General features: G+C 68.2%; 20 protein-coding genes and 1 pseudogene. 6 read left to right on the forward strand and 15 right to left on the reverse strand.

What is annotated here, in order from left to right; translation table 11 throughout:
* Nucleotides 1-74: 74 nt before the first annotated feature.
* From CA982_RS21850 to CA982_RS21865, 3 genes are all read right to left on the reverse strand, one after another.
* Nucleotides 75-1757, reverse strand: a complete 1683-nt coding sequence (locus CA982_RS21850) for an acyl-CoA dehydrogenase family protein (RefSeq protein ID WP_086537331.1) — start codon at nt 1755-1757, stop codon at nt 75-77.
* Nucleotides 1757-2422 carry a TetR/AcrR family transcriptional regulator C-terminal domain-containing protein gene (locus CA982_RS21855; RefSeq protein ID WP_086537286.1) on the reverse strand — a complete coding sequence of 222 codons (666 nt, stop codon included), beginning with the start codon at nt 2420-2422 and terminating at the stop codon, nt 1757-1759. Before CA982_RS21855 ends, CA982_RS21850 begins: the two co-directional genes overlap by 1 nt.
* A gap of 251 nt (nt 2423-2673) precedes the next feature.
* On the reverse strand, nt 2674-3273 hold the full coding sequence (locus tag CA982_RS21865; protein ID WP_086537332.1) for a TetR-like C-terminal domain-containing protein: 600 nt from the start codon (nt 3271-3273) through the stop codon (nt 2674-2676).
* Nucleotides 3274-3323: 50 nt separating this feature from the next.
* Here CA982_RS21865 and CA982_RS21870 point away from each other — a divergent pair, with 50 nt between their 5' ends.
* From CA982_RS21870 to CA982_RS21880, 3 genes are read left to right on the forward strand one after another with little or no spacing between them, the layout of a single operon-like run.
* Nucleotides 3324-4439 carry an Rv3169 family protein gene (locus CA982_RS21870; RefSeq protein WP_086537333.1) on the forward strand — a complete coding sequence of 372 codons (1116 nt, stop codon included), beginning with the start codon at nt 3324-3326 and terminating at the stop codon, nt 4437-4439.
* Between the two features lie 9 nt (nt 4440-4448).
* Entirely contained in the window at nt 4449-5471 is a 1023-nt protein-coding gene (locus CA982_RS21875; RefSeq protein WP_086537287.1) for a TIGR03617 family F420-dependent LLM class oxidoreductase, read from the forward strand.
* Nucleotides 5468-7858: a PEP/pyruvate-binding domain-containing protein gene (locus tag CA982_RS21880; RefSeq protein ID WP_086537288.1), complete on the forward strand. Its 2391-nt coding sequence runs from the start codon at nt 5468-5470 to the stop codon at nt 7856-7858. Before CA982_RS21875 ends, CA982_RS21880 begins: the two co-directional genes overlap by 4 nt.
* A gap of 12 nt (nt 7859-7870) precedes the next feature.
* On the opposite strand, the gene CA982_RS21885 is transcribed toward CA982_RS21880, so the two are convergent.
* Nucleotides 7871-9469 carry a fatty acyl-CoA synthetase gene (locus CA982_RS21885; protein WP_086537289.1) on the reverse strand — a complete coding sequence of 533 codons (1599 nt, stop codon included), beginning with the start codon at nt 9467-9469 and terminating at the stop codon, nt 7871-7873.
* Nucleotides 9470-9546: 77 nt separating this feature from the next.
* Between CA982_RS21885 and CA982_RS21890 the strand changes: the two genes are divergently transcribed.
* On the forward strand, nt 9547-10365 hold the full coding sequence (locus tag CA982_RS21890; RefSeq protein WP_244176426.1) for a helix-turn-helix transcriptional regulator: 819 nt from the start codon (nt 9547-9549) through the stop codon (nt 10363-10365).
* Between the two features lie 311 nt (nt 10366-10676).
* Here the strand turns inward: CA982_RS21890 and CA982_RS21895 are convergent, their stop codons facing one another.
* The 8 genes and pseudogenes from CA982_RS21895 to CA982_RS21925 form a co-directional block, all read right to left on the reverse strand.
* A complete protein-coding gene (locus CA982_RS21895) occupies nt 10677-11042 on the reverse strand; it encodes a hypothetical protein (protein ID WP_086537291.1) in 366 nt (121 codons plus the stop codon).
* On the reverse strand, nt 11043-11471 hold the full coding sequence (locus CA982_RS21900; protein ID WP_425269097.1) for a GTP cyclohydrolase II: 429 nt from the start codon (nt 11469-11471) through the stop codon (nt 11043-11045). It lies immediately after the preceding gene.
* A gap of 92 nt (nt 11472-11563) precedes the next feature.
* Nucleotides 11564-11686: pseudogene (locus CA982_RS26970) on the reverse strand (3,4-dihydroxy-2-butanone-4-phosphate synthase); the annotation flags it as partial.
* Nucleotides 11683-12219, reverse strand: coding sequence for a flavin reductase family protein (locus tag CA982_RS21905; RefSeq protein WP_208618052.1), 537 nt, complete (start codon nt 12217-12219; stop codon nt 11683-11685). The pseudogene CA982_RS26970 and the gene CA982_RS21905, both read right to left, overlap by 4 nt.
* A 64-nt stretch (nt 12220-12283) precedes the next feature.
* The gene (locus CA982_RS21910) at nt 12284-12697 is read right to left on the reverse strand and encodes an SRPBCC family protein (RefSeq protein WP_086537293.1); all 414 of its coding nucleotides are present in this window, start codon (nt 12695-12697) and stop codon (nt 12284-12286) included.
* A 1-nt stretch (nt 12698) separates the two neighbouring features.
* On the reverse strand, nt 12699-13868 hold the full coding sequence (locus CA982_RS21915; RefSeq protein ID WP_058249683.1) for an LLM class flavin-dependent oxidoreductase: 1170 nt from the start codon (nt 13866-13868) through the stop codon (nt 12699-12701).
* 107 nt (nt 13869-13975) lie between these two features.
* Nucleotides 13976-14386: a globin domain-containing protein gene (locus CA982_RS21920; RefSeq protein WP_086537294.1), complete on the reverse strand. Its 411-nt coding sequence runs from the start codon at nt 14384-14386 to the stop codon at nt 13976-13978.
* Between the two features lie 126 nt (nt 14387-14512).
* A complete protein-coding gene (locus CA982_RS21925; RefSeq protein WP_086537295.1) occupies nt 14513-15379 on the reverse strand; it encodes a helix-turn-helix transcriptional regulator in 867 nt (288 codons plus the stop codon).
* Nucleotides 15380-15549: 170 nt separating this feature from the next.
* On the opposite strand from CA982_RS21925, the gene CA982_RS21930 reads away from it, so the two are divergent.
* On the forward strand, nt 15550-16569 hold the full coding sequence (locus CA982_RS21930; RefSeq protein ID WP_086537296.1) for a zinc-dependent alcohol dehydrogenase family protein: 1020 nt from the start codon (nt 15550-15552) through the stop codon (nt 16567-16569).
* A gap of 39 nt (nt 16570-16608) precedes the next feature.
* The gene (locus CA982_RS21935) at nt 16609-17022 is read left to right on the forward strand and encodes a (R)-mandelonitrile lyase (protein WP_086537297.1); all 414 of its coding nucleotides are present in this window, start codon (nt 16609-16611) and stop codon (nt 17020-17022) included.
* On the opposite strand, the gene CA982_RS21940 is transcribed toward CA982_RS21935, so the two are convergent.
* The 3 genes from CA982_RS21940 to CA982_RS21950 are packed head-to-tail and all read right to left on the reverse strand — an operon-like array spanning nt 17023 to nt 20245.
* Nucleotides 17023-18057 (reverse strand): ferredoxin--NADP reductase, encoded by a 1035-nt coding sequence (locus tag CA982_RS21940; protein WP_086537298.1) that lies wholly within the window; start codon nt 18055-18057, stop codon nt 17023-17025.
* The gene (locus CA982_RS21945; protein WP_086537299.1) at nt 18054-18767 is read right to left on the reverse strand and encodes a TetR/AcrR family transcriptional regulator; all 714 of its coding nucleotides are present in this window, start codon (nt 18765-18767) and stop codon (nt 18054-18056) included. The genes CA982_RS21940 and CA982_RS21945 overlap by 4 nt, the downstream gene beginning before the upstream one ends.
* Nucleotides 18767-20245 (reverse strand): pyruvate, phosphate dikinase, encoded by a 1479-nt coding sequence (locus tag CA982_RS21950; RefSeq protein WP_086537300.1) that lies wholly within the window; start codon nt 20243-20245, stop codon nt 18767-18769. Before CA982_RS21950 ends, CA982_RS21945 begins: the two co-directional genes overlap by 1 nt.
* Nucleotides 20246-20256 lie beyond the last annotated feature (11 nt).

A 20256-nucleotide genomic window follows, 5' to 3' on the forward strand; every position in this document is an offset into this window, starting at 1 on the left:
CGGGGGGTGACGCTCGCAAGCTCGCTCCTCAGGGGGCGGGGTGGCTTTGCCGCACCTCAACCGGGATCGATGGCTCAGTGCCGCTCGAGAATCGTGCCCAGATCGGCGCCGGCGGGGAGTGCGCCGTATTCGAAGCTGCGGTCGGGGCCGAGTCGCGCGGCGATGAACGCATCGGCGACCGCGGTGGGACTGTGCCGGACGAGGAGCGACGCCTGGAGGGCGAGGGCCATGGCCTCGACGGTGGACCGCGCCCGCCGCTGAGCATCGGCGGCGTCGAGCCGGGAGAGCTCGCCGAGCCGGTCGCGCAGGTTGTCGAGATGGGTGTCCAGGGTGCGGTCGGCGCCGCGGGCGAGCGCGACCTCGGCGTCGAACGCGGCGATCGACTCGGGTTCGCGGGTCATGGCCCGGAGGACGTCGAGCGCGATGACATTGCCGGAGCCCTCCCACACCGCCATCACCGGTTGCTCCCGATAGCGCATGGCGAGCGGGAAGTCCTCGGTGTAACCGTTGCCGCCCAGGCATTCCAGGGATTCATAGGCATGGTGTGGTCCGCGCTTGCAGATCCAGTACTTCGACACCGCGGTGGCGAGCCGGCGAAAGGCCCGCTCCTGTGGGTCGGCGTCCTCGTCGTGCGCGCGTGCCAGCCGGATGGCGGTGGTGGTCGCGGCCTCGGATTCCAATGCGAGGTCGGCCAATACGGCGGTCATCGCGGGCTGGTCGGCCAGAGTCGCACCGAATGCGCTGCGGTGCCGGGCATGCCAGACCGCCTCGGCCACGGCCTGGCGCATCCCCGCGGCCGATCCGAGAACGCAGTCGAGTCGGGTCTGCGCGACCATCTCGATGATGGTGCGCACGCCGCGGCCGGGCTCGCCCACCATGATCGCCACTGTCCCGTCGAGTTCGATCTCACTCGATGCGTTGGACTTGTTGCCCAGCTTGTCCTTCAGCCGCTGGATACGGAAGACGTTGCGGGTGCCGTCGGGCAGGATACGCGGGAGCAGGAAGCACGAGAGCCCCTCGCCCCCTGCGCCCTGGGCCTGTGCGAGCACGAGGAAGGCATCCGACATCGGGGCCGAGCAGAACCACTTGTGCCCCGTCAGCAGGTAGTCGGCGCCCGGCCCGCCGGACCCGGCGGGGATCGCGACGGTGGTGTTGGCGCGCACGTCGGAGCCACCCTGTTTCTCGGTCATCGACATGCCGAAGATCGCCGACCCCTTGCCTGCGGAGAGGTCGGGGGAGTAGATGCGCGACAGTGCCTTCGGCACCCACTGGGCGGCGACGTCGGGCTGCAGTTCGAGGGACGGGATCACCGCATGGGTCATCGACACCGGACATGCGTGACCGGGCTCGATCTGGCCGAAGAGCATGAACGCCGCAGCCCGCACCACGTGTGAACCGGGCTGCGGATCCGCCCAGCACCGGGTGTGGGACCCGTGGGCGATCGACGCGGAGATGATGCGGTGATAGGCCGGGTGGTACTCGACCTCGTCGATGCGATTGCCCCATCGGTCGAAGGTCCGCAGTGTCGGGGTGACGGTGTTCGCCAGATGGGCGTCGTGCTTGAACGATGCACTCCCGACGAGGGCGCCGATGTCACGCAGTTCGGCATCGCCCCAGCCCGCGTCGTGGCGGGCGACGGCCTCCCGCAACACCGTGTCGAGGTCGTACTCGTTCACGTCGACCCGCGCCGCCGACTGGTTGAACACCTCGTGGGTGAGATGCGGCTGCGGCCGAACGGAACTCGCGGACTGGGTCATCATGCCTCCTGTGCTGCGTGTGCTGGCGCGTCTGTACGGACCGGGTGGAGCGGACTGTCCAGCACCTCGTCGGGGATCTGGAGATTGGTGAAGACGACGGCCACGGCGTCGGTGAGTCGGTAACCGAAATCCGCACCGGTGGCGGCCTTCTGGACCGCCAGTCCGAAGATCGCCGACCAGAATGCTCGGGCCTCGACGTCGATCCCGGCGCGGAGCTGCCATCCGGTGCGGACGAGCGTGGACAGCAGGGCTTCTTCACCGCGCTCGTGCAGCAGTGTGAGTGTGTCGGTGATCAGGGGCCGCAGATCGGTGCGGCGCGCGACGAGAAGCATTGCGGTCGTGAAGAGTTCGACGTCCCGCGCGCAGGGGCCGAGCAGAGTCCCGACGAGGGTGTTGGTGTACTCGCGGACGGTCTCGGCGGCGGCGGCCGCTTCCTCCGCGCGACGGCCGGCGCGCAGCACGCCTGCGCTCGCGACCTCGACGAACAGCTGTTCCTTGGAGCCGAAGTAGTACGTGATCTGATTCGGGTAGGCGTCGGCGCGTTGACAGATCTGCGCCACCGACGCGGACTCCCCGTTCTCGGCGAACACTTCGGCGGCTGCGCGGAGCAACGACGTGCGCGTGGCCTTGCCGGCCTCTCTCGTGGCGCGTCCGGTCGTGGGCATGAGTGTCCTCGTCATCGTCAGTGTTTGTACGACAAACAATAAAGTGCCGCCGTGGGGGCGGCAAGGTCCACGTGCTGACGTGCACGGCCCCGGGGGGTTGTCTCAGTCGCCGCCGAGAGCGCTCACCTGCACGTACTCCACGTCCAGGATGCGGGGGTATGCGAGTGCGGAGTCGGGGATCGCGCGGTCGGGGAAGTCGAAGATGCTCAGAATGAGTTGCATCGGGTGGTCGATGGACTGCCGCGGGTCGATCAGCTCGCCGGCCAGCGCTCGGTGATGAGTTCGACCATCTGATCGACCCAGGCGTCGTCGAGTGCGGCGTCGCTGCGGATGAGGATGCGGAAGATCGCGGTGCCCGCGACGACCTCCGCCAGCATGGGCAACCGGTCGTCGTCGCGGCGTTCCTGACCGAAGCGGGACTCGAAGGCGGTGAGGTCGCCGGCGAGCCGGGCGATCATCTGACTGTGCACCTCGGGTGAGGCGACGGTGTCGGCGATCAGGCCGGGGAGGGCCACCCGCACCTCGGGGCGGTTGAACATCGCCCGGACGATCTCGACGAGGGCGCGGATATCCTGCTGCACGTCTCCGGAACCAGTTGGTGGCGCTAGGGTCTCGGCGGACAGCACCGCCTCGTGCACGAGTTCGGCCTTGCCCGACCACCGCCGGTAGATGGCGGCCGTCGTCGTGCCGGCACGGGCGGCGATCGCGGACAGGGACAGCGCGGGGTAGCCGGTCTCGAGGATGAGCTCACGGGTCGCCGCGACGATCGCGGCATCGATCCTTCCGTCACGGGGCCGTCCGGGTGCCGACGACGTCGACCTCTTGTTTTCCCTCTGGCCATCTGCTGTCATGAGCTTCATCATAGTTCCAATACAGTGTGCATCGTATTAGAGGAGTGTCCGTGGAACTGAGTCCACTCGACGAGTACCCGATCCATCAGACGTCGGCCCCGGTCACCTGGCCCGCGACGTCGGACCGGAACTTCTACGACCGCTCGTATTTCAACGTGCTCGACCGCGAGGGCCGGTTCATGGCACTGACCGGCATCGGCTACTACCCCAGGCTCGGGGTGAAGGACGCCTACTTCGTGGTGCGTCGGGGGGACACGCAGACCGCGGTGCACCTCAGCGACGCCATCGACGACGACCGGCTCCACCAGCAGGTCAACGGCTACCGGCTCGACGTGGTGGAGCCACTCCGGGAATTGCACCTGACGCTGTCGGAGACCGAGGGCATCTCCGCCGACCTGACCTGGCGCGGCCTCTTCCCCGCGGCCCTGGAGAAGCCGCACAACATGGTGACCGAACGTCGGGTCACATTGGAGGCGTGTCGTTTTGCCCAGGTCGGGTCGTGGGAGGGGTGGATCGACCTCGACGGTGAGCGCTTGACCGTCGATCACGACAGCAGTGTGGCCAGCCGGGATCGGTCCTGGGGCATCAGGCCGGTGGGCGAAGCCGAACCCGCGGGACGGCCCGATGCCTCCTTCCGCGGGATGTGGTGGCTCTACCTCCCGCTGGCCTTCGAGGACTTCCAGTTGTTTCTGATCCTGCAAGAGGATCCGGACGGCCATCGCAGCCTCTACGACTGCACGCGTCGCTGGCGGGACGGTCGCGTCGAACAACTCGACGGTGTGCGCGTCACCATCGACTACACGCCCGGGACGCGGATTCCCCGCGGTGCACACGTCGAGTTCCTCACCCGTGCCGGTGACCGTGTCGTCCTCGACGTGGAGTCGAAGCTGTTCGCGCCCATCGCCTTCGGCTCGGGTTACGGCGGTGACTCCTCCTGGGGTCACGGCACATGGCAGGAGGGGCCGTTCGCCGAACGTGTCACCTTCGACCTCACCGACCCGGACGTGATGGCCCGGGCTTTCTTCAGCCTCATCGACCACGTCGGAACGGCGGTCTGCACCGAGCCGGACGGCACCATCCGACAGGGAGCCGGATTGTTCGAGCACGGCGTCATCGGTCCCCATCATCCGTCGGGTTTCTCCGACTGGACCGACGTGAACGGCTAGGGCACCACGATGAAGGTCATGACTGCCCTGTTCAACCCGACCGACGCGGTCGATCGCGCCCGGGCGCTGAAAGAGGCCGGGGCGTCGGGTGTGTTCACTTTCGAAGGTCCGCACGACGTGTTCACGCCGCTCGCGCTGGCGACGGCTGTGGACGGGCTCGACATCATGTCCAATGTGGCGATCGCGCTCCCGCGCAACCCGATTCAACTCGCCCACCAGGCCAACGACCTGCAGCTGCTCAGCGAGGGCCGATTCATTCTCGGACTCGGTACCCAGGTGCGCGCCCAGATCGAGAAGCGATACGGCGCCGAATTCGACCGTCCCGTGGAGCGGATGAAGGAAATGGTCGGAGCGCTGCGCGCGATCTTCGCGACGTGGCACTCCGGCGAGCGGTTGGACTTTCGTGGGGAGTACTACCGGCACACGCTGATGACGCCGACCTTCGTCCCGGGGCCGAACCCGTATGGGCCGCCGCCGATCTACCTGGGCGCGTTGGGTCCGCGGCTCACCCGGGCCACCGCCGAGGTCGCGGACGGCCTGCTGGTGATGCCGTTCGGGTCGAAGCGGTTCCTGCACGGCACGACGCTGCCCGCCGTGCGGGCGGGCCTCGCGGCCGCCGGTCGTGGCGAGGACGACTTCGAGGTGGTGCCGGAGATCATCGTGTCGGTTGCCTCGGGCACCGGGAGCGACGACGACCATGCGTCGACGCGAATACTGTTGGCTTTCTACGGTTCCACTCCCGCATACCGTCCGGTCCTCGATGCGCACGGGTGGGGAGACCTGCAGCCGGAACTCAACGCGATGTCCAAGCAGGGGCGCTGGCAGGAGATGGCCGGACTCATCGACGACGAGATGCTCCACACCATTGCGGCCTGCGGCACTCCGGCCGAGATCGCCGCGCACATCCGCGACCGGGTCGACGGTGTGTCGGATCGTATCTGTCTGTACCAGCCGGGGCCCATCGACGTGGAGCCGCTGGCCGAGATCGTCGACGCCCTGAGCGGCGACACCCCGAGTGATGGTGCGAGATGAGCTCGGCAACGGTCGAATTCGACGACATCACCGATGACCGCTACGGAGGAAAGGCGGCCGGGCTCGCGCGTTTGCGCCGCCTGGGACTCCCGGTGCCGCCGGGATATGTCATCGCCGATGCGTCCGCCGCGGATCCCGACGCGGGCACGGGACGATTCGACGAGATGGCCGCCGCCGGACTGACGCCGGTCGCGGTCCGCTCCTCGGCCGTGGGGGAAGACGGCCCCGATCAGTCCTTCGCCGGCCAGTACGACACCGTGCTCGGGGTCGATTCCGCCGACGCCTTCGTCGCCGCCGTTCGTGCCTGCGTCGAGTCGGCGCACTCACGACGAGCGTCGTCGTACGGCGGAAACGGCTCCGCCACCATGAATGTGGTGGTCCAGCGAATGGTCGACGCGCGCGCCGCCGGCGTGGTGTTCACCGCGGACCCGGCGTCGGGGCGCCGAGATCTGATGGTGATCGACGCCGTCGCCGGACTGGGCGAGTCGCTCGTCGACGGGACGGCGGCACCCGACCATCTCGTGCTCGACGTCGACGGTTCCGTCGTCGTCCAGGAAAACGTTGCGGTACCGGTCGTGTCGGCGGCGGAGATCGCCGACATCCGAGCCGGTGCCCGCCGGGCGGAACAGGAGTGGGGCCGGCCGATGGACCTCGAGTGGGCCATCGACACGGCCGGGAAACTGTGGTGGTTGCAGGCCCGGCCGATCACCACCCTGCCGGGCGATCTCAACGAGATGGACTCGCCGCTGGCCGGTGCCGATCATGTGTACACCCGGTGCAACATCGGCGAGATGATGCCCGGTGCCTTCTGTCCGCTGACCGCGTCGGTCTCCGGCTTCGCGATCGATTATGCGATGCAGATGGTGCAGGTGGTCGCGAGGGCACAGGAGAGGTACGAGAAGCCGTGGCTGCAGGTGGGCTACTTCTACGGGCACATGTTCCTGAACCTGACCGAGGGCACGGCGTTGAGCTCGGGCATCATAGGCAACTCGCTCGAACAGTTCTCCATGTCGATCTGCGGCCGGGTGATCGACGAGCTGACACCGAAACCGGCACAACCTTTACGACGGAAGCTCGGCAACACGATCCGACTCACGTCACATGCCCTGTCGGTGGGCCCGGCCATCCGGCGACTGCCCGCCGAGATCGCGGCCTTCCCGGTGCCGACGAGCCGCGATCCGCGGGTTGTGGTGCAGCAGTTGGAGACCGGTGTCGAGCAGTACTGCGATGTGACGCTGACCCATGTGCGCTCGTCGTCGCGCGCCGCGGTGGCGGCCAACGTCCTGGAGAGTGTCCTGGTCCGCCAGGCGGTCAAGGACGGGCGCTCCGAGGATGACGGCAAGGCGCAGACCGCGCGGCTCATGGCCGGTGCGTCGGAAGTCGAGAGCGCCATGATGCTCGCGGAACTCGACGCGGTCGTCCACACCATCGCGGCCGACCCCGCGGTCGCCGGGGAATTCCTCTCCGCGGCACCGGACGTGGCGGTCACCGGGTTGCGGTCGGCCTCCGGTGACGCCGGTCGCGCGTTGCGGTGCTTCCTCGAGCGACATGGTCACCGCGGGTACCGCGAACTGTGCATGCGCGACCCGTCCTGGGCCGACGATCCCGGCGGGCTGGGGTCGATGATGCAGGTGATGGTGCGGTCTGCGCTCGACCCCGTCGTTCGGAATTCGGCTCCGGCGGCCGTCGACGAAACGCCGCCCGCCGTGATCAGGCTCCTCGCCCGTCTGGCGCAGGGCGGCGCGCGCGGGCGCGAGGAGACGAAGTCCCGGATGGCGCTCATGGCTCATGCGCTCAAGCGAGGCTACCGGCATCTCGGTGAGGTGCTGGCTGAGACCGGACGACTACCGGAGCCGGACCTCGTCTTCTTCTTCGACCGCGCGGAGTTGCAGCGTCTCGCCGACGCGGACCCCGCGGAAGCGGTCGGTCTCGTGCGCAGCGCGCGGCAGCGTCGAGAGGCGTTGTCGTTCCAAGACTCCCTCGACTTCGACGATGTGTCGGTGGGACGACCGTCGCCGCTCGTCGCCGCCCCGCGACGCGGTGCCACCGACGATCGGATCGCCGGGCGCCCTGCGAGCCGCGGCACCGTCGAAGGTGTGGTGCGCGTGGCGAAGTCGATCGTGGAGGCGCGTGATGTCCAGCGCGGTGAGATCCTCGTCGCGCCCGTCACCGACGTCGGCTGGACGCCGTACTTCACCGTCATCGGCGCCCTGGTCACCGACATCGGCAGCTCGGTCTCGCACGGGGCGGTGGTCGCCCGCGAGTACGGTCTGCCGTGTGTCGTGAACACACTGATCGGCACCCAGGTGCTGCGGACCGGAGATCGGGTGCGGGTCGACGGTGATCGCGGGATCGTGGAACGGATCGAGGTGAGCTCGACCGGGTGAGAACCGGCGGGTTCAGCCGTCACCGGTGGCGACGTCGGCATAGTGGTCCCGGAGGTCGCGCTTCAGGATCTTGCCGCTGGGGTTCTTGGGCAAGGACTCGCTCGCGATCACGATCTTCGGGATCTTGTACGGTGCGAGTCGATCTCGGCAGTGCTGGGTGATCGAGGCCGGGTCGATCGTGCACCCGGCGGCCGGCACCACCACCGCCGCGACGGCTTCCACCCAGTGGGGATGCGGAACGCCGATGACCGCTGCTTCGTGCACGGCGGGGTGTTCGAACAGCACTTCCTCGACCTCGCGGCTCGACACGTTCTCGCCGCCGGTCTTGATCATGTCCTTCTGCCGGTCGACCACCCACAGGTACCCGTCGCCGTCGACGTAGCCGAGATCACCGCTGTGGAACCAACCCCCTCGGAACGACTCGGCCGTCTTCTCGGGCAGGTTGAGGTAGCCGATGGTCACCTGGGGGCTGCGATGCACGATCTCGCCGACCGTGCCGGCCGGCACGCCGTGACCGTCGGAGTCGACGATCCGGGTCTCGACGTTCAGCGCGGGGCGGCCGGCGGAACCCCCGCGGGTGGCCTGGTCGTCGGGCGCCAGGACCGTTGCCAGCGAACCCATCTCGGTCTGGCCGTAGAAGTTCCGCAGGCGGAGGTCGGGCAGGGCCGCGCTCAGTTCACCCAGCACCTCGACGGGGAGCGCGGAGGCCCCGTAGTAACCCTTCCGCAGCGAGGACAGGACATCCGGGTCGAAGTCGGGGGAACTCAGCAACGAGATCCACACGGTCGGCGGGCAGAAGAGTTTGGTCGCACCCTCCCGGGCTACCGTCCGGAGCAGCGTCGCGGTGTCCGGACGGTCGAGGATGATGCTGGTCGCGCCCAGCATGATGTCGGTGATCAGGAAGTTGTCCAGTTGCGCGCAGTGGTAGAGGGGAAGCGAGTGCACCTCGATGTCGTCCTCGCTCATCCCGCCCGAGACAACGCAACTCATGTACTGCCACATGAGCGTTCGGCTCGTGTGCATCGCGCCCTTCGGCCGGGATTCGGTGCCGGAGGTGTACATGATGCGGATGACGTCGTCGTCGGCGACGCGGACGTCGGGCAACGGCCCGGCCGGTTCTCGCACCCAGTCGTCGACGGACGGCCACCGGGAATGGGAAGCTCCGGTGCTCAGCGGGATCGATCGGCGGACGGTCACCGGTGCGCCCGACGCGGCGATCGCCTCGTCGGCGGTGGTCACGAGCGCGTCCTCGGCGATCAGGCCGGACGCGCCGCAGTCATCGAGGATGTAGGTGATCTCCGGCGCGGTGAGCATGAAGTTGATCGGGACCGTGACGACCCCGATCCGTGCGGCGGCGAAGACGACCACGGGGAACTGCCAGCAGTTGTGCGACAGGATGCCCAGCGTCTGACCCGGTCGCAGGCCGGCGGCGTGCAACGCGGCGGCGACCCGGTCGACGGCGTCGTCGAACTCGCGGAAGGTCAGCCGGGTGTCGCGGTGGATGACGGCCGGCTTGTCGGGCGTCCGGGCGGCCGACCTGCGCGGGATGTCGCCGAGGGAATGTGACCGCGCTGCGTCGATCAGGTCGCTTCCGCGGGGAGGAGTCGTCATGGGCGGGTGCCTCTCGATCCGGTGGAATTGTGCGACCCGGGCCGGTGGCTCCGGGTCGATGGGTACTGTTCGTAGCTATGCGCGGTAGTTCTGAGCCGGGCGCCCGACGCAGGCGTGGCGCCGATCCGGTGTCGCCTCGCGGGGGATGGCAGGACCTGTTGTCGCGTCGGCAGATGCTCGCGGTCCTGGCGGTGCTCGAGCAGTGCGAGCACGCGGCCGGCGGTCAGGACTTCAAAGAGGGTCTGGTCGAGGCCATCTCCACGTACTTCGGGGTTCGTGACGTGACGTTCTTCCACGGCCGCACGTACAGCGAGATCTTCGACGACCCGGCTCCGCTGCTGACCGGCGCCGCGGCCCCGCTGCTGCGGGACTACCGCGAACGGTGGCGCGACAAGGACATCTTCGCGCTGCCGCGTGCCCGCCGGGTCCTCACCGCCGACGGTTTCGCGACCCTCGACGAGCTGTCGCGCCTGCCGGTCCCGCAGCGCTCCTATGTCGTGGACTATCTGCACCCCAATGACATGGAGACCGCGTCGGCCCTGCACCTTCCGCTCTCCGACGGTGAGGCTCTCATCGGCATGTTCGACCGCGTCCGGAAGTGGGACGAGTCGGATCTGGTCGCGATGCGCATCCTTGCTCGGCAGCTGCGGGCACGATCCGCGACGGTGTCCGCGACGCACGTGCCCGTCGATCCGTTGGCGGCACTCACGCCGCGGCAACTGGAGGTCGCCGAACTCGTCAGCGACGGGCTGAGCAACGCCGAGATCGCCCAGCGCCTGTCGCTGTCGGAACTGTCGGTGAAGAAGTACGTGAGCCGCATCTTCGAGGCCGCCGGACTGCGCAACCGGGCCGAGCTGGCGACCACGGTGCTGCGTTCCCGGCGCGGCGCTCATTGATCCGGGAGAGCGACATAACCCCTGCTCCCTGAGGTGCGAGGAGCGACCTGAACACTGCTCCTTACTCCGAAAGAACGACATAACCCCTGTTCCCTGAGGTGCGAGGAGCGATAGCGACGAGCCTCGAAGGGGCCTGGTGAGACACGTTGCCAAACCCTTCGTGGCTCGCTTCGCTCGCACCTCAGGGAGCAGGGGGCCGGTCGCTCGCACCTCAGGGAGCAGACAATTCGAACGCTCATGAGCGTTTTTCGTGTTCCATGACGATAGCCAGGCCGCAGATACTGAGGTGGCCACAGTGACTCCCGACGCGGTCACGACGCAGGCGTCGGGGTGTACGCGATGACGGTCAGTCCGTGCGGCGAACGCAAGGGCACTCGCGTCTCGTGAGCACCCACCGTCCTCTCGCCGACATGCCACCCCAGCGCGCGGGCGACGTCGACGGTGGCCTCGAGGTCGGCGGTGCGCGCGAGGAGCGACCAGGCCGGCCCGTCCGTCTCGTCGGAGACGCTCAGCGCATCCCACGCCGCCCACGCGGATCCGTCGGAGAACTTGGGTGATCCCAGGACGGCTTCGACGTCACCGGCGACACCGCTCCACCGATCGGTCGCGTGCATCACCGTCACCCGTTCGAACAAGGAGCCGAATCCGCTGGTCCCCGTGATCTTCTCGTCGGACATTCAGACCACCGCCGCCGTCGTCGTCGCTGTCGCTGTCGCCACCGACGGTGCCAGCCGGTGGCCGAGCCGATCACGTTTGGTGGCAAGGTATCCAACGTTGTCCGCGGTGACCTCGACCTCGAGTCCGACCGTCTCGACGACCTCGACACCCTGGGAGGTCAGCCCGTCGACCTTGGCCGGGTTGTTGGTCAGCAAGCGGACTCGTCGGATGCCGAGATCTGCCAGAATCGCTGCCGCGTCCCGATAATCCCGGTTGTCGACGGGTTTACCGAGACGCAGATTCGCCTCGACGGTGTCGACGCCGTCGAGGTCCTGGAGTCGGTAGGTGGCGATCTTCGCGGAGAGACCGATACCGCGCCCCTCGTGGCCGCCGACGTACACCACGACCCCGGCTCCGGCATCCGCGACGTGCTGGAGTGCGGCTCGCAGCTGTGCACCGCAGTCGCAGCGTCGTGACCCGAGTGTGCGTGCTCGAGGAAGAACGCGATGTCGTCGACGTCGGCGAACTGCGCGGGCATCACGAGATCGGCTTCGTTCTCGCGGTCGGCGTCGTCGACGACGATGACCGGTCGCCCGAGGCGGAACTGATCGAGACACCGTTCGATCGCGGCACGGGCCGTGCGTGTTCGGTCGTCGGGGCTCATCGATGTGCTCGCAATCCGTGGAACACCGAGCGGTGGAAGATCAACGGGTCGTTGACCGCGGGCACCCCGAGTGCGTCGACCCGTCCGACGACGAGCTCGTGGTCGCCGATGGGCCGGTGGTCGTCGATGGTGCACTCGATCCACGCGTGCGCGCCGGCCAGCCGGGGGGAGCCGTTCATGGACGCCGTCCACTCCACGCCGGCGAACTTGTCCGCGCCGCTACGGGCGAACGTGCGCGCCAGGAGGTGTTGGTCCTCGGCCAGGACGTTCGCGCAGAAGGCGCCGTTCGACACCACCGAGGGCAGCGTCGTCGAGGTGTTGCCGGCGAAGAAGCCGACGAGCGGCGGCTCGATCGAGATGGAGGTGAAGGAGCCGACGGTCATCCCTACGGGAGAACCGTCCGGACTGCCCGAGGTGATGACCACGACGCCGGAACCGAAGTGCGCGAGCACCTCCCGGAATCGATCGCGGATCGACTCCGCGTCGCCGGCGTACACGGAAGCAACCTCGTCGGCGGTGTGACTGGGGTTCAATGGATTTCCTTCCGTTGCGGCCCGGCGGGTGCGTCCTGCTGTGCACCCGCCGAGACCTGGAGGATCAGACTCGGACGGCCATGGTGGCCAGCTCGTCGAGAGCGGCCGCGTAGATGCCCTCGATGGCCGTGGCGAGTTCGGCTTCCACCGCGGCGGATTCGGCGCCGAACTGCGCGGACCAGTGGACCGAGCAGGTGTCGTCACCGGTGGCGGTGACCGACACGGTCGAGCGATAGTGCTCGAGCGGAAGTGGACCGTCGATGTACTCGTAGGAGTACGTGTGTGCCGCCTCGTCGAACGCGACGATGCGTTCGCGCGCCGGTGCGCCGTCGGTGAAGACCACATGACGGACGTCGCCGTCCATCCGGGAGGTGTCGATGGCCGGAATCCACGCCGCCACACCGCCGGTGTCACCGATCCACGACCACACGTCCCTGGCGGACAACGGGAAGTCCTTGGTCACCTCGATGCTCGCCATGTCACACCCGTCCCAGTTCGGCTTCGTACTTTTTGGTCATGTGCTCGACGGCCTTGACGTGTTCGGCCGCCTGACCTTCGCGGACCGCCTGGGCGCGTGCCGCGGCGTCGATCATCGGTTGCGCCTGCCCCTGGAAGTACGGCATGACGTCCTGCGCGAACAGTTCGTAGGAACGCCGGGTGGCCTGCGGGTTCGCCCAGTCGTGACCCTGGATCAGCAGCGTGCCGAAACCGCCGGACTGGTCGATCAGGCGCTGGACCTGCGCGCGTGCCTCGTCGGCGGTGCCGATGACGCCGATGCCGGAGGTGTTGATGAAGTCGATCATCTCGTGCTTGTTGGTCCCGCGGACGTCCATCTGCGGGAAGGCCGCCACGTGCTGGAGGTAGTTGAACCAGTACTCGATGCCGTGCTCGACGTCCTTGTAGGCCTGCTCCTTGGTCTCCGCGATGTGGAAGGGACCGACCAGACGCCACGTCGACCGGTCCACCTCGTCGCTGCGTCCCGCCTGGGCGGCGAACTCCTCGAGCAGGCCCCAATGATGTTGCAGTGCACTGAAACCGTCGGCGGTCAGCGTGGCAGCGATCGACAGCAGGCCGATGCCGTACTTGCCGGCGAGGCGCGCACCGGTGGGCGACGCGATCGCGGCGACCACGACGTCGAACAGCGGATCCGAGTAGGGGGCCATCTGGATCTTCGCGTCGAAGAGTTCGTGGGTGCGGGTCTTGGCCGTCACCGTCTCGCCACGGAGCAGGCGCATGATGATGTCGGTGTTCTCCGCGAGCAACTCCCGGGTGTCGATCTGCGAGAGGCCGAGCATCGCGGCGTCGGTCGGGAGCGAACCCGGCCCGAGGCCGAACAGGGCGCGGCCCCGGGTCAGGTGATCGAGCATGATCATGCGCTCGGCCGCCCAGAGCGGGTTGTGGTACGAGACCGAGGTGACGCCCGTGCCGAGTTTGATGCGACTGGTGCGCTCGCCCGCCGCCGCGATCATGATCTCGGGCGACGCGTAGATCTCGGCACCCGCGGAGTGATGCTCGCCGAACCACGCTTCGTCGTATCCCAATTGCTCGAGGTACTGGACGAATTCGAGATCGCGCTGCAGCAGCAGCGTCGGGTTCTGTCCCGGTTCGTGGATCGGGGCGAGGAACGTGCCGAACTTCAGTCTGGTCATGACGACTCCTGTGTGACGTGAGGGGTACACATCAGAAGCTATGACTCACGACACAGCGAGATAAGTCCGCAAAAGTAGACATTCGGCGGCGGCGACAGACCGCCCGTTCAGTCGGCGACGGCCGGATACGCGTCGAGCATGAGGCCCGCCACCGCGCCGAGCGCGTCGTTCCAGGCCGCGGTCATCTCGCCGGTCCAGGCTCCGCCACCGTGTTCGGCCATCGTCGTGACCAGAGCGTCGGCCACCCATCCGTACATCTCGGGCGTCACGCCGAGATCGTTGTGCCGGCGTCCGAGCGCGCCGAGTGTGCGGCCGAGCCACTCGCCGTCGTCGAGGTGGTCGAGGACCGCCGCTATGGCCTGCTGAAGCATCGTGGCCTGTGGTCGCAGGTCGGCGCCGAACATCGGCCGGACCTCCGGATGCTCGGCGAACAATCGGTTGTAGAAGTCGAGCATCAACTCCTGTTCGTCGTCGATGACCAGGGAAAGGCTGGCCTGCAATAGTTCTCGGTTCAACATGGTGGGCTGCACCTCGTCGGGATCACGCTGTTTGATCGGAATGTGACAATGACACAGACTCTGTATCTCTGTAACAATTAGCACGATGTGGTGCCGATCACAACGGATCGGGCCCGTCGAAACGAGTCAGATCTCGGCCACCTCGCTGGCGGCGCAGGACGCCAGGAGTTGCAGTCGCTCGGCGCTGGGGGAGCCGGGCTCGGCGGTGTAGATCATCAGGATCGTCCCGGGGTCGGCGGTCACGGCGAGCTCCTCGTAGGCCAGCGTGAGCTCACCGACCACCGGGTGCTGGAAACGCTTGGTCCCGGAGCCGTGGGTGCGAACGTTGTGGGCGGCCCAGAGGGTGCGGAAAGTGTCGCTGCGCGTGGACAATTCGCCTACGAGGTCCTGCAGCGCCTTGTCGTGCGGATCGCGGCCCGCCTCCGCCCGCATGATGGCGACGCACATCTCGGCGAACAGTTCCCAGTCCGGGTAGAAGTCGCGGCTGGCCGCGTCGAGGAACTGGAAGCGGGCCAGATTCGGCGTGCGGCCGCCGTCGCCGATGACCGGCGAGTAGAAGGCGCGCCCGAGCGCATTGGTCGCCAGCAGGTCCTGATGCGAGTCGCGCACGAAGGCGACGGCGTCGGTGATCGCGTCCAGTGCCCAGTGGAGGCTGTTGCGGGTCGCGGTGTTCTTCGGCGACCGGCGACGGGAACGTCCGGATGCCGGGATGCCGTCCGCCGCGCGGGCGAGGTCGAGGAGATGGGCACGCTCGGTGTCGTCGAGTTGCAGGGCTCGTGCGAGTGATTCGAGGACCGACGATGACGCGCCGGCGATGGTGCCCCGTTCCAGGCGCGAGTAGTACTCGACGCTCACCCCGGCGAGGGTCGCCACCTCGCTGCGCCGGAGACCGGGGACACGGCGATTGCCGCCGGCCGGGAGTCCCGCGGTCTCGGGCGAGATCTTCGCGCGCCGCGACATCAGGAATTCGCGGACCTCGGCACGGTTGTCCATGCGCCCAGCGTAGGACGGTCGGCGGCGTCGAGGGGTGCCCTGTCAGTACACCTCCTGACAGGAACTCCTCACGCGCCGACATATGCGGTTGCCTTGCTGGGTACCCGCATTGCTGTCGTGCGCGCCTCGCGAAGGCGAACAGACAGCGAACCGACCGACGAGGAGAACACATGCGCGGAGTGATCATGGACGCCCCCGGCACGATCCGGGTGGACGACCGCGACAACCCGACCATCCAGGAACCGACCGACGCGATCATCAAGATCGCCGCGACCTGCGTCTGCGGGTCGGACCTCTGGCCGTACCGCGGCATCGAGGACGTCGACCACGCGCCGATGGGCCACGAATACGTCGGCACCGTCACCGAGGTCGGCGACCAGGTGTCGTCGATCGAGGTGGGCGACTTCGTGGTGGGCTCGTTCTTCGCCTCGGACAACACCTGCGAGATCTGCCGCGCCGGCTACCAGTCCCGGTGCGTGCACGCCGAACCGATGGGAGCTCTCGGTACCCAGGCCGAGTACGCCCGGATCCCGCACGCCGACGGCACCCTCGTCGCGACTCCCGGTCAGCCCGATGCCGACCTGATCCCGTCACTGCTCGCCGCATCGGACGTGCTGGGTACCGGCTGGTTCGGTGCGGTGGCCGCCGAGGTGGGGCCGGGCAAGACCGTGGCCGTGGTCGGCGACGGCGCGGTCGGGCTGCTCGGTGTCCTGGCCGCGAAGCAACTGGGCGCGGACCGCATCATCGCGATGAGCCGCCACGCCGACCGGCAGGCGCTCGCACGCGAGTTCGGGGCCACCGACATCGTGTCCGAACGCGGCGACGAGGGCGTGGCACGGATCCGGGAGCTCACCGGTGGTCTCGGCGCGCATTCGGTCATCGAAGCCGTCGGCACGCAGGAGTCGATGATGCAGGCGATCCGGTCCACCCGGCCGGGCGGCCACGTGGGCTACGTCGGCGTCTCCCACGATGTGGAGCTGCCGGGTCTGGAGCTGTTCTTCTCGGGGGTCCACCTGCACGGCGGGCCGGCCCCGGTGCGACGCTTCCTACCCGACCTCATCGACCTGATCTGGAACCGGACGATCGATCCCGGCAAGGTCTTCGACCTGACGCTCCCGCTCGACGACGCCGCCGAGGGTTACCGGGCGATGGACGAACGGCGGGCGACCAAGGTGTTGCTCACCATCTGACCACGGTCGGTACCCTGACCGCAACGAAAGGTGTTCCGCATGAAGATCACTCGCAGTTCCATCGACACCGTCAAAGGACCCGGTGACTGGTTCACCGGCGACGTCTACCTCGATGCGGCGGCCGCGTCGCCGCCGCCGTCACGTGTGTCGGCGAGCCTCGTCCACTTCATGCCGGGTGCGCGGACGCACTGGCACCGTCATCCGCTCAGCCAGACGGTCTTCGTCACCGAGGGGATCGGCCTGTGCCAGCGGCGCGGCGGGCCCATCGAGGTCATCCGTCCCGGCGACCGTGTGCTCTTCGAAGCCGACGAGGAACACTGGCACGGCGCCGCCCCGACGCGCCTGATGGTCCATCTCGCGATCAACGAGGGCGACGATGAGAACGAGGTCGTGCAGTGGCTGCAACCGGTGACCGACGAGGAGTACTCGCAGGCGCCGGATCTCGGGATCTGATCAGTCGAACTCGACGGTGACCGGGCCCTTCGGGGTCGCCTGACACGTCAGCAGGTAGCCCTCGGCGATGTCTTCGGGTTCCAGCGCGATGCCGTTGCCGTGGTCGACGTCGCCGGCGGTCAGTCGGGCCACACACGACCCGCAGTCACCTTCCCGGCAGGAATACGGAGCGTCGACGTCGGCGGCGAGCAGTGCGTCGAGCAGCACGGTGTCCGAGCCGCAGCGGACCGCGCGGACGTCACCGTCGATGTGCACGGTGACCTCGTGGGCGTCCGACTCGTCGTCGTGTGTCGTGAGGGTGAACGGGTCGCCGGTCAACGACACGTACCTCTCGACATGGATCGCCTCGTGGTGCAGTCCACGCTCGCCGAGGGTGTGCTCGACGAGGTCCATGAACGGCGCCGGACCGCAGATGAAGGCCTCGCAGTCACCGGTGCCGGCGATCACGTCACCGATCGCGTCCGTGGTGGGCAGCCCCCGGTCGGCCTCCAGCCAGTGATGCACCGTCAACCGCCCGTGATGACGCTGGGCCAGCTCGTCGATCGCCTCGGCGAAGATCGTCGACTCGCGGTCGCGGTTGGCGTAGAACAGGGTCGCCGTCGTGTCGTGGGATTCAAGGGCCGAACGCAGGATCGACATCACCGGCGTCACGCCACTCCCGGCCGCGAACAGGTACAGCGGGTGCGCCCAGGAGTGCGGCGTGAAGACCCCCGACGGTGGGATGACGTGCAGGGTCAGACCTGATTCGGCGTTGTCGCACAACCAGTTCGACCCGTAACCGTCTCTGGTTCGCTTCACGGTGATCGCCGGGGCGGCGTCGACCCCGGGAGCGGTCGACAGCGAATAGCTGCGCGCGACGGAGCCGGTCCGATCACTCGGGATGCGCACGGTGATGAACTGCCCGGGCCGGTAGTCGGTGTCCACGGGGAAGTCCAGCACGATCGTGCGTGCCTCGGACGTCTCGTCGCGGACCGCGGTGACGGTGACGTCGACCCCGAGGGTGCGCTCGACGGTCGAGGTGACGGAGCGGGTCATGCCGTGGTCCTGGAGGTGAGCGGGAGAACCCGGTACCAGAGTTCGCCGAGCGCGGTGCCGAGTGCCTCGAGGCGCTCGCGTCGCGGTGTGCTGGCCGGCAGGCCGACGTGGATGTAGGCCATCTGTTCGGTGGCGCAACCCAGGGTCTCGGCGAGCAGCTCGGTGTCGCAGGCCTCGATGGTGCCGTTGGCGACGAGCCGGTCGAGCCAGCGTTGGGTGCGCCGCACGAAGTCGCCCCGCAGATTGAGCCAGAGCTGCTGGAATCCCCGGTTCTCGCTGGCCGCCGCGGCCTCGCGCAGCAGTCGCAACATGTGGCGGCTGCGGGCATAGGCCTGCAGATAGGTGGTGTTGACCTCGATCAGCGACTGCAATTCGCCCTGGGCGCGATCGGGACGCAGCCGTGCGTTCGCCAGTTCCAGCAGGGACGGTCGGAGCGCGGCGAGGAAGATGTCGTCGAGGCTGACGAAATGGCGATAGAAGTTGCCCTGGGAGATCTCGGCCCGGTGCGTGATGTCGGAGATCCGGGTGCGGGTGTATCCGTACTCGGTGAAGCACTCCGTGGCCGCCTTGACCAATTTGTCGCGCGTCTGCTCACCGCGCTTGTTCGCGCGTTTGGCCGGGGCCGCGGTGTGGTCGAGAAGGCCCGCCGCGGAGTAGGCCGCGTCGATCCCGTCGTGCGCCCGTGCGTCCGGTCCGGTGTCGGTGCTCATCAGGCCCCCTGCAGAGTTCGTGCGGCGACCAGTTCGGCCAGTGGATGGTTGGGGGACGGCGCGTCGGGCAGATACGACAGCAACTCCTCGACGTACTCGTCGGCGGACTCCTCGGCGCTGAGAGCGTCACCGGCGTAGATCTTTCCGGTCGACCCGTCGACGGTGACGGTCTGCCCGGCGAGGGTGCCCGTCAGCCCGGTCCCGCACCCGACCACACAGGGCACGCCGATCTCGCGGCAGACCAGGGCGGCGTGGGACGTCGTGCCGCCGACCTCGGTGACGACCGCCACGGCGTCGAACATCGCGGGCACGTCGGCCGGCGATGTCGACGGGCGGACGAGGACGACGTGCTCGCCGCGGGCCGCCGCGGCGCAGGCCTCGTCGGTGTCGGTGTGGACGACGCCGACCGCGGCGCCGGGCCCGGCGCCCGTGCCGGTGGCGACCACGTCGGCGGAGATGTCCGCCGAGTTGTTCTGCGACAACGACTTCGCCTGCTCGGCGCTGATACGCGCGACGGCGTCGTCCCGGCTGATGAGTCCCTCGCGGACGAGGTCGACGGCGATGCGGACCGCAGCGCGCGCGGAGCGCTTCCCCGAGCGGCACTGCAGCATGTACAACGTGCCGCTCTCGACCGTGAACTCGATGTCGACGAGATCGCGGTGTTCGTTCTCGAGTGTCTGCGCGATGGTGGCGAGTTCGGCGTGCAGGCGGGGCGCGTGGGTCCGGAAGGAGTCGATGCTCTCGGGTGTGCGCTCACCGGAGACCACGTCTTCGCCCTGAGCCCGGGCGAGCCACTCACCGAACAGCTCGGGAGCGCCGGTGGCCGGGTCGCGGCTGAACACCACACCGGTGCCGGACAGATCGTCGCGGTTGCCGAACACCATGGCCTGCACGGTCACCGCGGTGCCGCCACCCTCGCCCAGACCGTGGTGACGCCGATAGGCGGCGACACGTTCGTTGCTCCACGAACCGAACACCGCACCGATGGCATCGCGGAGCTGGTCATACGGGTCGGCGGGCGGCGTGGCGGTGGCGTCGCCCAGCACGATGCTGCCGTAGCCGGCACAGAACCGGTCCCAGGTGTCGCGCGCCCAGTCGGGGTCGCCGGTCGCCTCGGCCAGCTGAGCGGCCAGCTCGCGGGTGAGACCGAGATTGAGCACGGTGTCCATCATGCCGGGCATGCTCTGGGCAGCGCCCGAGCGCACCGAGACGAGCAACGGAAACGGACCGGTGCCGAAGAGTTTTCCGGTCTGCTGCTCCAAGACGCGCAGCTGGGTGAGGACGTCGTCCCAGACGTGAACGGGGAGCTGGCCGCCCGCTTCGGTGAACTGGGCGCAGACGGGCGTGGTGAGGGCGAAGGCCGGTGGGACCGGCAACCCGAGCGACCGCATGCGGTTGATGCTGTAGGCCTTGCCGCCGAGCAGTTCCCGATCGGCCGGCGCAGTTCCGTCCAGCGCGAGGACAGCAGGTGTGGTCATGAGTGGTCCTT

It is taken from the genome of Gordonia lacunae, assembly GCF_002149015.1.
GTDB classification, from domain to species: domain Bacteria; phylum Actinomycetota; class Actinomycetes; order Mycobacteriales; family Mycobacteriaceae; genus Gordonia; species Gordonia lacunae.

Coding starts and splice junctions, on each gene's coding strand:
- CA982_RS21850 (WP_086537331.1), bottom strand. CDS start 1,757: ATGACCCAGTCCGCGAGTTCCGTTCGGCCGCAGCCGCATCTCACCCAC.
- CA982_RS21875 (WP_086537287.1), top strand. CDS start 4,449: ATGAAGGTCATGACTGCCCTGTTCAACCCGACCGACGCGGTCGATCGC.
- CA982_RS21920 (WP_086537294.1), bottom strand. CDS start 14,386: ATGTTGAACCGAGAACTATTGCAGGCCAGCCTTTCCCTGGTCATCGAC.
- CA982_RS21925 (WP_086537295.1), bottom strand. CDS start 15,379: ATGGACAACCGTGCCGAGGTCCGCGAATTCCTGATGTCGCGGCGCGCG.
- CA982_RS21895 (WP_086537291.1), bottom strand. CDS start 11,042: ATGTCCGACGAGAAGATCACGGGGACCAGCGGATTCGGCTCCTTGTTC.
- CA982_RS21880 (WP_086537288.1), top strand. CDS start 5,468: ATGAGCTCGGCAACGGTCGAATTCGACGACATCACCGATGACCGCTAC.
- CA982_RS21890 (WP_244176426.1), top strand. CDS start 9,547: ATGCGCGGTAGTTCTGAGCCGGGCGCCCGACGCAGGCGTGGCGCCGAT.
- CA982_RS21930 (WP_086537296.1), top strand. CDS start 15,550: ATGCGCGGAGTGATCATGGACGCCCCCGGCACGATCCGGGTGGACGAC.
- CA982_RS21950 (WP_086537300.1), bottom strand. CDS start 20,245: ATGACCACACCTGCTGTCCTCGCGCTGGACGGAACTGCGCCGGCCGAT.
- CA982_RS21855 (WP_086537286.1), bottom strand. CDS start 2,422: ATGCCCACGACCGGACGCGCCACGAGAGAGGCCGGCAAGGCCACGCGC.
- CA982_RS21915 (WP_058249683.1), bottom strand. CDS start 13,868: ATGACCAGACTGAAGTTCGGCACGTTCCTCGCCCCGATCCACGAACCG.
- CA982_RS21910 (WP_086537293.1), bottom strand. CDS start 12,697: ATGGCGAGCATCGAGGTGACCAAGGACTTCCCGTTGTCCGCCAGGGAC.
- CA982_RS21945 (WP_086537299.1), bottom strand. CDS start 18,767: ATGAGCACCGACACCGGACCGGACGCACGGGCGCACGACGGGATCGAC.
- CA982_RS21935 (WP_086537297.1), top strand. CDS start 16,609: ATGAAGATCACTCGCAGTTCCATCGACACCGTCAAAGGACCCGGTGAC.
- CA982_RS21885 (WP_086537289.1), bottom strand. CDS start 9,469: ATGACGACTCCTCCCCGCGGAAGCGACCTGATCGACGCAGCGCGGTCA.
- CA982_RS21940 (WP_086537298.1), bottom strand. CDS start 18,057: ATGACCCGCTCCGTCACCTCGACCGTCGAGCGCACCCTCGGGGTCGAC.
- CA982_RS21865 (WP_086537332.1), bottom strand. CDS start 3,273: ATGACAGCAGATGGCCAGAGGGAAAACAAGAGGTCGACGTCGTCGGCA.